A 13,765-nucleotide genomic window follows, 5' to 3' on the forward strand; every position below is an offset into this window, starting at 1 on the left:
GCCGAACGCTGCTGGCTATGGCACGAGCTTCTCTCTCCGCGCACATCACGACCGATTCGCTCTGCGTGCCTGGTAAAGCGAGACGGCATCCTTGAGGTCGCCTGACGACGACAGCCGTGCATTCAATGCTCGCACATCGGCCCGCTCGCGTTCGGCAGAGCTCGCCGCGACGCCGGGACGCACGACAGGCGGGACCGGACGCGCCGCAATCGCATCCTTGGACTTCATCATGAGGCGGTACTTGGCCGCGTCATACATCATCCGCTGGAAGGTGGCGTGGCGCATCAACGGCTCGGTATGAAATAGCCGATTGAGCTCGGCCGGTTCGATTCCGCTCTGCTTAGCGGCAGCCATGATCTCTGCCGCGACCGCCTGCCGCACCCCCTTGGGCTCATCTTTCAGCATGACCTCAAGCCGCGCGTCCTCGCCTTGCGCGAACTTCTGGAAATTTTGCCGCTCCATCTCGGCCTGGTGCTGCTGCGCGTGAGCCTGTTGCGTACGCAACTGTTCGGACGCGGCAACTGCGGACTGGACACGGGCGAACTTGGCCGGCTCTTCGCGCGACATCTTCTCAAGCGCGGCTGGAATATGGTCGGGCGCCATGCCTGAAAATTCCGGAAATTGGCCGAGAAAGTTCGCCTGCGCGAGTTGCATCGCCGCCGCAAGGCCATCGCGATAACTTTGTCTCGCCTTTTCCGCCTCACCGATTTTCTCCTCGATGGCCTGCAGCACCTGCGGATGCTGCAGTGCCTTTTCGAGCTCGGTCGCAATCTCATCGGAGGAATGACCATCGCGCGAGGGTCTTCCGGGCCAGCCGCTTTCAGGGGCTTGCGCCGTCGCTCCATCGTCGCCTTGGCCGTCCGGATGCTTGAACCCATAGAAGTCCGCGGCTGTTGCATCATTGGCTTGGACGGCCTGACGTAGTGCATCGACGCGTTGCGCGGTTTCCTCAGCCTCCCCTGCTTGAGCAGCGCGCCTGTCCGCCGCCCTGCCCCGCGCATGGTCGCGCGCCGCGCGCGCCAGGGTCACGGCTTCAGTTGGTGCCGCGCGCTCACCTTTGGCATCGACATATTCCCTGACGGTCAAAGGTTGGTGCGCCTCAGTGAGGCGCCCCGCGGCCTCACGCAGCGCCGCGTTGTCGCCGTCGATTGGTGCGTGCTCCTGCCCCTTCTCCGGATCGTGCATCGGCGTGTAGCCTGCATTCGCGAGATCGAAGGCGACACCTGTCAGTTTGGACTCGATTTCGGAAGTCGTCATTGTGCATCCATTGCAATAGAGCTCATTCGCCACATCGGCTTTCGCAGATCTGCCGCTACGCCGGCGCCCTCAGCCTTTCGGCTTGAGCGCGCCGATGAGGCTACCGATCCCGCCAGCGATCGTGGCGAATTGATCGACGCCGGACTTTTCCTGGACCGTTGTGCCCGTGCTGTTGCTCTGCTGGCCAAGTCCCGCGATTGGCGTTCCAATCTGCGCGAGCAGCTGCAATGTCTGCAATGGGATGCCGCGCCGTTGCGCTTCTTCGGCGAGCGTGGCATTGGCACCATAGTTCTGCGCGTCCAGCGCTGACTGCGCAGCGGTCACGCCCTGCCCTTGGTTTGCGAGATATTGCTGCTGCATGCCAGCCAGCGTATTGACTGTGGTGTTGCCGGCGCCGTAGAGCGAATTGGCGGCTGCGAGCTGGTTGGTGACATCCTGGTTATATTGCGCGGCGATGACCGGCGCTTCGGCCGCGGCGATCCCCCGACCATAAGCCATCTGGTTCGCACCGCTGAAGTCGCGGCCTGCGGCGGCAAACTGCCCGTTCACTGAGTTGCCCACGTCAGTCTGGATCTGCGCGAGCTGCGCGGTGAGCGCCGGATTGTTGCCGATCATGCTGCCATTGGCGTAGGGCGTCAGGTAGTTCTGCAGCGTCGACAGGTTCGCTTGCACGTTCGGCGCCTGCGCCGTAGCGCCGCCGCCATTGAGCAGCGACTGCGCATAATTGCCGATCTGCCCGGCATAGGGATTACCCTGGGCGGCGTTGCTCTGCAGTGTATTGAGCGCGCCGGTCTCTGCGCTGGTCAGCCCGCTGTTGCTCACGCCGCTACTCAGCTGCGACAAGATTCCCTGGAGCAACGGCTGCGCCGGCTGCCAGGGGGCTGTTTGCGATTGCTGGGTGGTCGTACTGGTGGACTGCCCGCCCATTGGCGAATCTCCTTTCTAAAGATCAACTATTGTCGACGCAGACGCGTGCTCGATCGCAGCGCCACGGCGCCGGCTGCTCAAAGATGTCGGTGTCAACAGAATTGCGATAAGGGTCGAGATCGCCCAGAGCGGATTTCAGCAGCTATCGACCGCCAACTGCATTGCTTGTCGAAACAGAAGGAACAGCCGGCGCGCCGAATTCGAACACGGACTTTGGATTATTGGTCTCGGCAGGAGCGCTCGGATTTGCGTCGTTTTGCCTCAGATAGACTTGCCGCGACGCCAGAAATCAGGCAGGCGGCGCCGACGTCAGCTAGTCAACGGGCCGCGGCCGTCCTGCAACAAGCGCCGAACCGTCGGATGACGTCGCTCCTAAATAGTGATCAACGAACTTTTCCTTCGTCCAACGCCGCCCATTCACGAGTCTCGTACTGCTCTTCACTCATATCAATGATCTATTACAGATTCTGCCGACACAACGGAGTCTTCGAATACGACGCCGCAGTTTGAAAGCCGCATCAAAGCCCTCACATGTCACTTCTGGGACTCACCAACAGTTTCGCCTTCGAGCAAGGCTTCCCAAACAATCACCCCCGACCAGGCAAACGTCTTGGTTGCATGGCAACACGATTCGACACTGCTGAAATCAATGACGTGTGGCCTTGAGCCCCCGGAGGAGTCGCAAAAAAAGCGGGCTCTCGAAAGATGCATCATCGCTCGATCGAACATCTGTCAAGCCAGACGCGATACCGGTGGCCGGCATTAATCGCCACACGCGGGAGGAGATGCGGAACGTGATCTGCGAAAACTTACGTACCGGTCGGCGGACCGAATGGCTGGATACTGTGCCGGCTGGACTACGACGTCGACCAGAAAGATCGTAGCGGCGGTTGAGCAAGCAGTTCGGTCAGCTGACCATATTTCCTGGTATTTCCTGGGCGGTGCTTCAGCCTTCACCCTCGACCCAGCCATCCGATTGTTATCTTTGTCAATCCGTCATCGGTGTCCGCCGTCTACGCAGCGGATCCCGCCACGCATCGCGAAGGCGCCGCGCCTTAACGATAGACTTGACTAGAGCGGAGATAGCGAACCTGGTTTCTTGACTGCCCTGTATCAATCTCCTTGGTGGCTTGAGCTGGGAAAATCGGAGCTGCCTCGGCAGGCCAACTTGGCTTAGATACCGGTGCTTGCCGCGACGACCTTTCAACCCGCTTCGCCGCCCAATTCCGAAGATCGTTGCCCGGCAAAGTGAGCCAGGTAAAGATTTCCCGGAGTGACGGGCAGCCCTGCCCGTGTGAGCATAGTGGCATTTTCGCGAGTATAGGCTTCCGTCATTTCGCGCGACAGCTCCGGATTCGCCCGGAGAGCAAGCAGTTCCTGAGGCGTGCCCTTGATCTCTGGATGATACCGGCGCAGCATGTCTAGCCATGTGCCCGCGATAAATTGACCAAGGCCGCTTGCCGACGAGTTTGGATTCTTTGCATTTGCCTTACCAGAACTCTCGGCTCCCACGATTTGATTAGTCAGTTCCGATGAGGAATAGCTATTTGAAATTTGCTTCGTCAGTTGGCCTTGCTGTTCCTGTTGCCCCTGCAATCTGCCGATCAAATCCTGCTGGGGCTGAACGGCGCCTCGGGACTGTAGTTGGGCACGCCGCCTGGATTAGGACCTGCATCCGGCACTGCCGAATTCGGCTGCAACATGCCTTGAAAAAGGCCGACCAGCCCGCCGGCACCTTGAGATCCATGGGTCTGCGGGTCGAATTCATAATCTCTCCAGCCCATTATTCTATCTCCTTGTCCATGATGACATGTCGCTGCCTATAGCCGTCGAGCGCGCGCAGCCAGCCTTTGCGCCCGAAGACGCGCACAGACCTGCAGCCTTCGGCTTTCGCATAAGCCTCGATGCCGGCGATCAGCGGCAACCACCGCGCCATACCCTTGCCTTCACAGGCGGTGATGACGCAAACCTTGCCGGCATCCGTGAGCTGCAGGCTGGTCGTGGCGACCGCGTCGATCGCAATTGCGCTGCTGAGCGCCAGCCACAGCAGCGAGCGGCCGGCCAGAACGTCGCGCTCGATGTCAGCAAAGGCTGAAAGGCCAGTACGCCGAATGGCACGCTGCAGACGCGAGGCCACCAGCGGCCAGGCGCATTGAACATGGTCAGGACTGACACAGGCCAGTTCAGCCGAGGACCGTTCAGCCAACATATGCATTGCACACCGAAGATCCGTCGCAATGCTCGCTAGCGCCATTGGCCAGATCGATGTAAATAAGGCCAAACGGCATTGCGATTTTTTCAAATGATATCAACGAATCGACTTTCTTCTTGTCGATCGTCACGACCACGATTCGAAGGTGATTTTGGGGATAATCATCCCCAGCGCCGGAGAGCGATGGCAGTCCGTCATGAACACCTCTGACAGCGCGGATCATCGGCGGATATTGATAAGCGCCAAACGTGGGTACTGAAAGTGTTAGATTCGATCCACTAGCGCAGCTTGTATCTTTTGACCTTCTTAGGAGGCGGCCTATCTAGCGGGTTTCCACCGCATATCTCCCTGACTAACCCCCTCACACAATCATTGACGTCCCATTTCGTCCCATCCGTTTTTTTATACGGACCTGAACCAGTAAGACCTTTCCAACCATCTGCAAATGCCTTAGCGCAGTCTTCACGTGCCTGCTTCAATTCGGCAGCACATTCAGGATCATCTTCAGTTCCCGAAAGAATGCGGTTCAAAATATCAGGATAGCGCTTCAAAAATTGCCAAGTTGCCCAGTTTCCAGGGCTTGCCTCGGTAGGCAGCGGCCAGATCTGCGAGCCTGAAGTAATCGCTCGTCCTGGAACGAGACGGCAGGCTGGTCCGGCCGGCGTTGCCTCCGAAGGAGCTGGATTGTTTGAGTCCGGCTGAACACCGTTTCCTAAGCGCCGCCACAACTCCGACCACGGCAGGGTGACCGCCGCAACGCGATCCGGTGGCGGCGGTGTATCAAGTGATTGATTTCCCACGAATTCCGAATTTGGCATTCTCCGTCGACTCACCAGCTGTCGAAAATTCGGGTCCTGCGATGGAGCGGAGGCTCCTTCGTCCAACAGGCCGGTAGGATTCGGCGTGGCTTGGCCATCGTTCGCCCGATCGAACAGACGTTTAGGACCGCTGCTAGCTGCCTCTTGAGGCGAAGCCGTTCCATCGAGGACGCCGTTCGGTGCCAGCCCTTGCTGAAGCATCACTTGCTGCAGAAGTCCGGGCAGACCACCTGCACCTCGATAATCTGAGATCGGCACAGAAGGGGCGTAGGGCGTACGAAAAAATGCATTTTGCATGAATCAACTTCTCTTCTGAAAATGAGTGCAGGAATGCAGACGAGCTTCCGCGATGCGGTCGAGCCAGCCGCGGGCCAAGGCCGAGATGTCGTGGAGCGCTTCAGGTCGAAGCCAACAATGAGATGCAGATTTTCGCTCTGCGAACTGGGCGCGACTTCCGCCAGTTCCCTGGCAAGCCCGGACTATCCAATGGGACCATCAAGCCGTGCGCTGGAAACTACACGTCGGTCGGAAATACAGATACTCAACCAAGGAGCGCATACAGAAACGTTCGCCCCGCTGTCGCGCTGTTGGCGTGGGTAATTGTGAAAGTCCCGTTCGCGACCGCACTCACATACATCGTGCCGTTGCCGAGCTCAGTTGCGGCAACCGCAGTGGCCGGCGTGAGGATCGGCGTCGAGCCAGCAGCGCAGTTCTTGTCGGTGACCACGGTGTTCGAGGCACCGGTCACGAGCGTGACGCTGCCGACCGCGTTGGAGCGTCCGGCGGCGAGTTGCTGCAGCGCCAGTACGATCTTCTTCAGGTCGGTTTCGGTAATGCCCGGGACAAAGGCGGTCATTGCGTGCCACTCGTCGTCAGGTCAGGTACGAAGCCGGCGCAGAAGCTCCAGGATGTGGCCGCCGGAATGCGCACCTTGAAGCGCGAATAACGGGTCTCGCGCCGGATGTCACAGCGCCCGGTCCTAGCATTCACCAACACCTCCGCGCCGGCGAGCGCCGGCGCGGACGGCGTATCGCGGAAGGAGACGGATCCGAAAAGCGTCGCCGCGTCGGTGACCGGACGAAAACCTCGGATCATGATCCGGCTCTCGTCGGTCCCCTGCTCCGCGCTCTCGATGATCGCCTCGAGACTGGCGCCTCGAAAGAAACCCAGCACGTGCCCAGACGAGAACTGCGCGATTTCCGGCTGTACCGCCGTGGCGTAAGCATCAAGGCTCAGAGTCATGGCGTCGATTGAGGACGAGATGCTATCGAGATTTTCCAGCGTCAGTCCTGTCTGCGACATGCCGAGCAGATACTCGCCGCTCGCCTGCACCGCGAAGAAGCGATCCAGTAGGAAATCGTAACCGAGGATCTTGTCGTAGGCGCCGATCGCGCCCGAGATCGACTTGTAGGCCCAATAGACCCGCGTCGAGCGCGGGTCAGCAGCTCCGATGAAAAGCTGCAAATTGCCCTTGTCGAGATCGCCCAGGAAGGTGCGATCCACCTTCTCGCGTCCGACCTGTTCTGGCACACCGCCGGGCTCGATCTTGTGAAAGCCCTGGCCGGCGTAGAAGAAGATGCGCTCGCCGGCGCGGATGATTGAATACGGCGCATAGAGGCCCTTGTCCTGGGTGATGCGGTCGATCTGGAAGATGATCGGCGAACCGGGAACGTAGGACATGCGGCGGATCGCCTGGTCCTGAAAGATGATACCGGACTCGCCGCCGGCAACGCCGCGCACGATGCCACCATCCGGAAAATCCTGATGATCGGAGCCGGCGGTCAGCCCGTCCCACGATGTCGCAGAGTTGAAGTTGTTCAGGCCCGACCATTGGATACGATACGGCGTCGACAATAGCCCTGAGAGCACCAGAAACCGTCCGACGACGCTGATATAAGCTGCTTGGGGCGGCGAGCCCAAAGCATTGTCGAACGAGGTCGAAGCTGTGAGGTCGAAAATTTGCAGCAGCGCATTTGCCTGCGTTGCAAAAACGAAATTCCCGGTTTGCGCGAACTGCCACTGTGCCGAAGACGACAGCTGCGAATAGGCCGCGCCACTTTTCGAAACGTCGGCCCAGGTGAAGTCGGTATTGTTGAGTTTGTAGAGCCTATCTGCCGTGCCAGCAAAGGTCACGACCGTTCCGTCCGACTTCAACGCATAGAAGGCGCCGCGACAGGCCGCCGGCAAGGCCGATGTATAGGGTGTGAACGACGGAAAGGGCCCATAGCCGTCACCGCGCGGTATCACGTTTTGAACGTTGCGCGTGGCCTGCCCTTCATAGTCGCTGACGTCGGGGCGATAGTCGCCGAAAGCAAGAAGCGCCATTGTTTGCTCGCATCATTTAAGGTTGGGTCAGCGGGGCGTCGGCGGCGGCTGATCGCGGACGATGGCCGGCCAAGGTAGAGCGTGGAGCTCGGAACAAGACGGACGCTAGTTTTTCACCCAACTTCCCGGGGGGTCCTGGACTTTGGTCCAGGAGTCTTTCCCTTCCACGGCGATTGACCAGTCACCAGCGGGAGCGACGCCAGATGTCCATCCACTTTCAGGAACGCGGCCTCCGACCCAAGAAGCCCCGTGAGAGGGCAGCGGAAACCAAGCCTCATAGCCACGCGCAAACGCGGCTTCCGCGCCGCTGACGTTCCAATTTCCGCAATTCGCCGTGGTCGCCACGCCCAATGTCGAGACGGGTGCGGCAATCGCATAGTTCGTGCCACTGACCACATATGCGGTGGCAAAGCTGCCGGCATTGCAGATGCTCGCAAAGCTGCCCGTTATTGGCGACAGTGGAATGCCAAAAGCGGCTGCGTTCCCCGTCGCGCGATAGGAAACGCTCAATAGCGAAAACCAAGACGCGAATGCCGCGGCTCTTCCGCCGAGTCCGAAGGATGCCGCGACGGCGGATTGCGCGGTGCTCATGTTCGTCGTAGGCCCGCTGACGGCGTAACTCCCCGACAGCGCAGGAAGCGCAGCCGTTTGCAATGGAGGAAGCTGGCCGAGAGCCAAACGGCCAAGCGCATCCGATCCGAGCAGCGACATCAGTAATACTCGTCGATGACGATGATACCCGAACCACCGCTTGCGCCGCTATTGCCAGACGTTCCCGAAGCGCCGCCGCCGCCGCCCGCACCTACAGCGTAGGAGTAGGAAACCGCAGGAGAGACAATCAGCTTCTCAGTGTAGCCAGCCCCAGCACCGCCACCTCCGCTATAGCCGGTGGCGGCTGCCGGACCGCCGGCCCCTCCCGCGCCGGCACCAGGCATAACGCCTGGAAGGCCGCCGGCATTGGGCCACCCCCCGGGCGAACCAGGGCCGAAAAATGAGCCGCCCCCCTGCCCCCCAATGGCCGCGCCTTGAGGGCCTGCGCCAGCACCAACGCTTGCGGCGCCATAGGAGCCGCTTAACCCCCAATCCCCACCGGAGTAGGCGCCCCCATTGGACGTTGGGCCACCTGAGCCGGATCCACCAGCGCCCCCATTGGCAACCATCGAACCGAACGTCGTGTTGCCACCGGCACCAGCCGAAGACCCATTGCCGGAGCTATTTGAGCTTCCGCCGCTGCCACCACCACCTCCACACATTCGTACGAAGATGGCCTTACATCCCGCCTTGGTCGTATAAGTGCCCGATGCACTGGTAATGACCGTGCGCGTCCAATTTCCAGGTGTCGCCGCGGCCGCGATATTGGATCGTGCCTGGGCCTGCTGCGCAGTCGTGAAGCTGTTCGCGGCCTCGATCGAAATCAGGTCCTCCGCCAGCGCCACCACCGCAATGAGCGCTGGCGCGGCGGCGAAATTGATCTTCGCCCCGGAGCCTCCCTGTTTTGTCCCCGTCCCCGCGGAATTGTACAGCACGGTGGCCCGCGCAAACGTGTTCGTCGCCGAACTGTATGCGCCCGAGGCATACTCCCATTGGGTGAGATCGGCGCTCTGCGCGCGCACGACATAGACCGTCCCATTGACGGCATTTGCCTGAATCGGGCCTTGATAGCCGCCGACGGTCGAAAAGTAGGTCCAGTCGGACGTACCGCCGGTGGTCGGCACGAATCCGCAATTGTTGATGAATGCTGCCATGTCAGGTAATCGTCAGAACGCCGTTGACGAGATCGGTGTTCACCGTAAAGGTATTGCCGTTCGTCAGCGTGAGCGGCGTTCCATAGTCCCACCAACCGATGAGCGGCTGAGTCGCTGATGTGGCGTTGTAGAGCACGGCATATTGGAACGGACCGATCGATCCTCCCGCGGCCGTCCAGGATGGCTGCGTACCGGCGGTGAACTTGAATACGCCGGATGTTTGTCCACCCGTGATCGAGCCGATCGAGGCGCCGCCCGCTGTATAGCCGTTGCCTGCCGTAAGATCGGCCGGCGTATTGTAGATCGTGTTGGTCACCACCGGAGCCGTGCTGGTCAAATAGACCTTGAACACATGAGCGGTGCCGGTCTTCATGTTGTGCAATCCGTTGGCGACGTCCTGCACGAAGCAATTGAACTTGTTGAATGCTGCCATCTTGCGCCCCGTTGGAATATCTGGCGTTAGAATGTCTGGCCGGACACGTGCACTGCCATGGGTCCCGCGTTGAAGGTGGATGCCAAGCCGAGGTTGTTGAGCTCGGCGAGGGCACTGCTCAAGCCGAGCCCCCAGGTTTGGATCCGGGCGTCTTCTTTGATGTAAGGCGCGGATTCCAGCAGAGTCCCATAGAGGTAGAGGTCCGGCGCCAACGCCAGCAGCCAGTTCGTGCCGCTGGATGCAAGCGGTGGCACGGCCTGCCGATACACCATCTCGATCGTGTACGCGGCGTCGGGCGTCGGTGCGAGTTCGAGCTCATTGCCAAGGACCGTGAAGTAGCGCGGCCGCGCGGGGACGTTCGAGATCCCAAAGCGATATTCGTCGATCTGGACCCCGGATTTAAACTCCAGGCACGGCTTGCCGGTCACGCTCGCCAGCCGGATGCGGCGCATCGATTGAAAATCCGACGGCAGCGCAACGAATTCCGGCTCGCTGGATCTCAGATCGATCACAGCGATTGCGCGGCGCTCCATCTGGCGCACGAACAATTGACGATTGAACTTGGCTTCCGCCAGTTGGACGAAGCTCGGAATCCGCGCGATCAATGTCGTATCCTGATCGCGGGCAAGATATTCGGTCACCGCAGATTGCAGCGATGCATAGTCGGAGATGAGGGTCACGGACGTTCCGCCTTCCAGCCCGCCTGTAACGCAGGTCTGTCTGTGCGCAGATAGGCCCAATCCGGATCATTGAGCTTTTTCTGCACGATTTGGTCGAACTCAGGCGTGAACATGCGAAGGGTGGTATTGCCCTTCGCATGCTCTTCATTCAGCCATCTGAGATAGATGACGTTTGGGATGCGCGCGACGTGCCGGCCCCAATCGCTGTACTGCTCGTCGCGTCGCGCTTCCTTGTTCCATCGCAGGATCGGTGCGACGTCCTGAGCATGTTCGATTGCAAGGCCTTTGCCGTCGCTGTCGAGATGAGGTCGGATGAGGACCCCGCTCATCACGACACCTCCGTTACCCAGAGCGTGCCCGCCGTAGCGGTGACCAGGCCGTTGGTCGCCGCCTTGATCGCGGCGATATTCTGACCGGGACTCACTGTGACGAATTCGACGGTATTGGCCGGAAGGAATACGTCCGCTAGCGTCGCAGTCTGCGCGCCATCGCCGATCCGGTAACAGCAGGCGGCATTGGCCGCGAGCCGGAGTTGATAGGTTGCCGAGCCGAGTTTGTTGGTCGCGCCGACACTGCCGTCAAACGCAATCACTTGCGTCGTACCAATGCGCGACGATGGCTGCTTCGGAAAGAATGACATCTCAGGCTCCCTTGACCGAGAGCGAGAAATGCATCGGCACGGACGTTCCGGACGCGCCAGACGGTGTCAGCACGATCACATCGTCCTCGTTGAGATAGGTCGGTGACGGAGGCACAACGTAAAACAGCTGGCCGGCGGCCGAGCCGGACTGCGGGACGGCGAAGCTCGCAACGTTGACCGAGTTGACCGAGACGATAACGGTTCCGTCGGCCGTCGTGATTGCGCCGCCGAGAATTCCGGCCACCTTGACGAGGCGGCAGCGGAACGGTGCGCGCACATAGGCGGCCACAGGCGACGAGCCGCAGGACGGCGTGTAAGCCGTCAGATCGGCCGTGTCCAAGGTTCGATTGCCAGGAAGCGGCATGGCGAGGTCTCTCCAAAAGAATGGGGCGGCCGATGCGGCCGCCCCGGACAGAAATGCTGGATTGCAGGAATCAAGAGGCGGTGTTGTCGAACACGCCGCCGCTCGCCTTTTCATTACGAGCGACCAGCGCATATTCGGCGAGGATCTGCCGGCGCTCGGAGTCGCCGGTTTTGGCCAGCGGGATCGAGATCATATTGCGGCCGTTGAGATAGGCGACCGCCCACTTATCCATCTCGAGCACCAGCACGTCACGGGGGCGCTGAAACCGCGAGGCGACGACCTTGAGCTTGCCGAAATCAGACTCATAGGCATCCACCGAGGCGACGATCTTCTTCGATTTGGCCTCCTCGATCGCGGTGGAGCGGCCGGTAAAGGTCGAAAACACCTGCTTGTTGAAGGCCCCGGTCAGGATCGTGCCGGGCTTGCCGCCATTGATCCAGATCGAGGACAATACGGTCTTGAGCCGAGCCTCGGTAAACGCGACCTGCGTGCCGTCGGTCCTGGTTCCGGTTCCATCCGATGCGGCCGGATCCGCGCCAGAAGCGCCCTTTGACGTATTGGAGACGATCCATGACAACGCCGACGCCGTCTTTCGCGGCGTCGTCGTGTTGCCGATGATCTTGGCCTGATTGGTGCCGCATAGAATGGTTTCGAGATCGCGCTTGAGTTCGAGGCCCTTCAGCATCTCCTGATAGGCGAGTTCGTTATCGCGGCCGGCGTGATCGACCGCCTGCTGCGTCCCGGACACGCGCGCGACCTTGTAGGAGATCTGGCACTGGTTTCCGAGACGAACTGTCGGCGTGGTCGCGTTGGTGTTCGGATCATCACCTTCGAGCTGGGCGTTGGTGTTGTCCGGTGCAGCGAGCGCCTGGGTCTGCCACTCGTGATTGACGGCGGTCGCCTTCTCCTTGTCGACACCGCTCATGAAGGGCGTGTCCACCGGATCGATGCGGTAGATGATGTCGCTGAGATCTTCGCGATTGCCAACCGCCTGGTAGGTCACGAAGGTTGAGGTAGGTGTAGTCATGGATGATCCTTTTGATCTCGATCGCCAATCAGGCGCTGCTCGCACGACGTGTCGAGATAACGCCACTTGGCGCCTGAGTTAGCGCTAAGAGAGACACTGAATTGGTGTTTGCCTGGATCTCGACGGCCCGATTGCGCGGCGACAAAGGTCCGGTTCGGCGTGACGAGATATCTTCGCCGTGGCGCCCGGATCGCGATCGGGGGTCGGCGTTGCTGATCGAACCACGTCGCTGCCGTGCTCGCCGCTCCGAGGTGTACAGCGTGCGAGACCGACATGACATTGGACGTCATCTCAACCTCGCGAAAAAGCCCGCGGTCGGGTTCCGACGCGGGCTATCGAAGTCTTGCGATGTTGGAATTATGCAGGTGATTTGCCCGACGTGTCAACGGCATTCATTTTGGCTGGGTGGCGCCGAACAGCGCATTCGGCACGCGACTGCTGATCTGTGCTGTCTTCCGCTCTGGAACGAACGAAGATTATCTCCCGCGAGGGACCGGTCAACTCGCCGAGTGCAGATACTGGGTCGCTTATCGAAGAACAGCACCGTTGCTCTCAGCGAACAAGGCATCGCGACTGATCGCCGCCAACCGAGCTCAGATCAACTAAGACTGCAATCGCGAGCTGAGATATCGGACTGGCTTATTCTGTTGCGGCGGCCATCTCGGTGGTGACGGCTCGTCCGGATTGACGCCGGCAAGAGCGTCGCTGAAGAGCACGATGTCGTCGCCAGCTCCTAGCTGGGCAGGTGCGCCCCCGCGGCTACATTCAAAACGGGCGATTGCAACATTAGTAGCTCAGCCGCGCGCTGAGATAGCGAACCGGGCCAGGCTGACTAGGTGGCTAAGTCGGGGGTGTCGGCTCATCCGGGTTCACACCCGTGATTGTTTCCATTGCTGGAGAGACGCCACCTCCATCGCCAATGACATTCGGATCACTATCCAACTGCCCGCGATAGCCATAGCTGTTGAACGGAGACGGCAGACGGCGCGCGGCCATGCCAGCCGCGTAACCCTGGGCGATATTGGCTTCATTGACCTTCGACAATCCCCATTTTCCGTTTGTATCGACGTCAGACTTGAGGACTCTTTTACTAAAGATGTTATGCATCCCTCCGCCAAACTGAGCGAGTTCTTGCGGCAATCCAGCCGCACCCGTAACGTACCCAAAATGATCGGAAGCTGCACCGATATAAGCGCGCACAAATGAATTATCAGGAATACCCCAACGCGGATTCCGCTGCAGCTCCTCGGGACCACCGGCCAAAAATCCCGCATCATAAGTCCGAGCGTTCCGCCTGGAATACCTAGCCGATGAATGGCATCGAGCCTGGCAGCGGC

17 protein-coding genes are annotated in these 13,765 nt (G+C 60.2%); all 17 read right to left on the reverse strand.

Annotated features, from left to right (window positions below; all coding sequences use genetic code 11):
- Window positions 1-45: 45 nt before the first annotated feature.
- On the reverse strand, window positions 46-1,257 hold the full coding sequence (locus QX071_RS20745; RefSeq protein ID WP_315704535.1) for a hypothetical protein: 1,212 nt from the start codon (window positions 1,255-1,257) through the stop codon (window positions 46-48).
- 69 nt (window positions 1,258-1,326) lie between these two features.
- Complete coding sequence (locus QX071_RS20750) at window positions 1,327-2,184, reverse strand: tail fiber domain-containing protein (protein ID WP_315704536.1); 858 nt, start codon at window positions 2,182-2,184, stop codon at window positions 1,327-1,329.
- A gap of 1,203 nt (window positions 2,185-3,387) precedes the next feature.
- Entirely contained in the window at window positions 3,388-3,780 is a 393-nt protein-coding gene (locus tag QX071_RS20755; RefSeq protein WP_315704537.1) for a hypothetical protein, read from the reverse strand.
- A 187-nt stretch (window positions 3,781-3,967) separates the two neighbouring features.
- A complete protein-coding gene (locus QX071_RS20760) occupies window positions 3,968-4,393 on the reverse strand; it encodes a hypothetical protein (protein WP_315727700.1) in 426 nt (141 codons plus the stop codon).
- Window positions 4,383-4,619 (reverse strand): hypothetical protein, encoded by a 237-nt coding sequence (locus tag QX071_RS20765; protein ID WP_315704539.1) that lies wholly within the window; start codon window positions 4,617-4,619, stop codon window positions 4,383-4,385. The genes QX071_RS20760 and QX071_RS20765 overlap by 11 nt, the downstream gene beginning before the upstream one ends.
- Before the next feature lie 55 nt (window positions 4,620-4,674).
- A complete protein-coding gene (locus QX071_RS20770) occupies window positions 4,675-5,511 on the reverse strand; it encodes a hypothetical protein (protein WP_315704540.1) in 837 nt (278 codons plus the stop codon).
- Between the two features lie 244 nt (window positions 5,512-5,755).
- On the reverse strand, window positions 5,756-6,070 hold the full coding sequence (locus QX071_RS20775) for a hypothetical protein (RefSeq protein WP_315704541.1): 315 nt from the start codon (window positions 6,068-6,070) through the stop codon (window positions 5,756-5,758).
- Window positions 6,067-7,539 carry a hypothetical protein gene (locus tag QX071_RS20780; protein WP_315704542.1) on the reverse strand — a complete coding sequence of 491 codons (1,473 nt, stop codon included), beginning with the start codon at window positions 7,537-7,539 and terminating at the stop codon, window positions 6,067-6,069. Before QX071_RS20780 ends, QX071_RS20775 begins: the two co-directional genes overlap by 4 nt.
- Window positions 7,540-7,644: 105 nt before the next feature.
- Entirely contained in the window at window positions 7,645-8,250 is a 606-nt protein-coding gene (locus QX071_RS20785) for a hypothetical protein (RefSeq protein WP_315704543.1), read from the reverse strand.
- Window positions 8,250-9,284 (reverse strand): hypothetical protein, encoded by a 1,035-nt coding sequence (locus tag QX071_RS20790; RefSeq protein WP_315704544.1) that lies wholly within the window; start codon window positions 9,282-9,284, stop codon window positions 8,250-8,252. Before QX071_RS20790 ends, QX071_RS20785 begins: the two co-directional genes overlap by 1 nt.
- A gap of 1 nt (window position 9,285) precedes the next feature.
- Window positions 9,286-9,717 carry a hypothetical protein gene (locus QX071_RS20795; RefSeq protein WP_315704545.1) on the reverse strand — a complete coding sequence of 144 codons (432 nt, stop codon included), beginning with the start codon at window positions 9,715-9,717 and terminating at the stop codon, window positions 9,286-9,288.
- 26 nt (window positions 9,718-9,743) lie between these two features.
- Window positions 9,744-10,397 (reverse strand): hypothetical protein, encoded by a 654-nt coding sequence (locus QX071_RS20800; protein ID WP_315704546.1) that lies wholly within the window; start codon window positions 10,395-10,397, stop codon window positions 9,744-9,746.
- On the reverse strand, window positions 10,394-10,726 hold the full coding sequence (locus tag QX071_RS20805) for a hypothetical protein (protein ID WP_315704547.1): 333 nt from the start codon (window positions 10,724-10,726) through the stop codon (window positions 10,394-10,396). Before QX071_RS20805 ends, QX071_RS20800 begins: the two co-directional genes overlap by 4 nt.
- Window positions 10,726-11,037, reverse strand: coding sequence for a hypothetical protein (locus tag QX071_RS20810; protein WP_315704548.1), 312 nt, complete (start codon window positions 11,035-11,037; stop codon window positions 10,726-10,728). Before QX071_RS20810 ends, QX071_RS20805 begins: the two co-directional genes overlap by 1 nt.
- Before the next feature lies 1 nt (window position 11,038).
- Window positions 11,039-11,401 carry a hypothetical protein gene (locus QX071_RS20815; protein WP_315704549.1) on the reverse strand — a complete coding sequence of 121 codons (363 nt, stop codon included), beginning with the start codon at window positions 11,399-11,401 and terminating at the stop codon, window positions 11,039-11,041.
- A gap of 70 nt (window positions 11,402-11,471) precedes the next feature.
- Window positions 11,472-12,428 (reverse strand): DUF5309 domain-containing protein, encoded by a 957-nt coding sequence (locus QX071_RS20820; RefSeq protein ID WP_315704550.1) that lies wholly within the window; start codon window positions 12,426-12,428, stop codon window positions 11,472-11,474.
- 840 nt (window positions 12,429-13,268) lie between these two features.
- Window positions 13,269-13,691, reverse strand: coding sequence for a hypothetical protein (locus tag QX071_RS20825; RefSeq protein WP_315704551.1), 423 nt, complete (start codon window positions 13,689-13,691; stop codon window positions 13,269-13,271).
- Between the last annotated feature and the right edge of the window lie 74 nt (window positions 13,692-13,765).

The organism is Bradyrhizobium sp. SZCCHNS1022 (genome assembly GCF_032484835.1).
Taxonomy (GTDB): domain Bacteria; phylum Pseudomonadota; class Alphaproteobacteria; order Rhizobiales; family Xanthobacteraceae; genus Bradyrhizobium.

Bases quoted from the DNA above. Each gene is read 5' to 3' on its own strand.
- QX071_RS20745 (WP_315704535.1), bottom strand. From the start codon at position 1,257: ATGACGACTTCCGAAATCGAGTCCAAACTGACAGGTGTCGCCTTCGAT.
- QX071_RS20750 (WP_315704536.1), bottom strand. From the start codon at position 2,184: ATGGGCGGGCAGTCCACCAGTACGACCACCCAGCAATCGCAAACAGCC.
- QX071_RS20760 (WP_315727700.1), bottom strand. From the start codon at position 4,393: ATGTTGGCTGAACGGTCCTCGGCTGAACTGGCCTGTGTCAGTCCTGAC.
- QX071_RS20765 (WP_315704539.1), bottom strand. From the start codon at position 4,619: ATGATCCGCGCTGTCAGAGGTGTTCATGACGGACTGCCATCGCTCTCC.
- QX071_RS20770 (WP_315704540.1), bottom strand. From the start codon at position 5,511: ATGCAAAATGCATTTTTTCGTACGCCCTACGCCCCTTCTGTGCCGATC.
- QX071_RS20775 (WP_315704541.1), bottom strand. From the start codon at position 6,070: ATGACCGCCTTTGTCCCGGGCATTACCGAAACCGACCTGAAGAAGATC.
- QX071_RS20780 (WP_315704542.1), bottom strand. From the start codon at position 7,539: ATGGCGCTTCTTGCTTTCGGCGACTATCGCCCCGACGTCAGCGACTAT.
- QX071_RS20785 (WP_315704543.1), bottom strand. From the start codon at position 8,250: ATGTCGCTGCTCGGATCGGATGCGCTTGGCCGTTTGGCTCTCGGCCAG.
- QX071_RS20790 (WP_315704544.1), bottom strand. From the start codon at position 9,284: ATGGCAGCATTCATCAACAATTGCGGATTCGTGCCGACCACCGGCGGT.
- QX071_RS20795 (WP_315704545.1), bottom strand. From the start codon at position 9,717: ATGGCAGCATTCAACAAGTTCAATTGCTTCGTGCAGGACGTCGCCAAC.
- QX071_RS20805 (WP_315704547.1), bottom strand. From the start codon at position 10,726: ATGAGCGGGGTCCTCATCCGACCTCATCTCGACAGCGACGGCAAAGGC.
- QX071_RS20810 (WP_315704548.1), bottom strand. From the start codon at position 11,037: ATGTCATTCTTTCCGAAGCAGCCATCGTCGCGCATTGGTACGACGCAA.
- QX071_RS20815 (WP_315704549.1), bottom strand. From the start codon at position 11,401: ATGCCGCTTCCTGGCAATCGAACCTTGGACACGGCCGATCTGACGGCT.
- QX071_RS20820 (WP_315704550.1), bottom strand. From the start codon at position 12,428: ATGACTACACCTACCTCAACCTTCGTGACCTACCAGGCGGTTGGCAAT.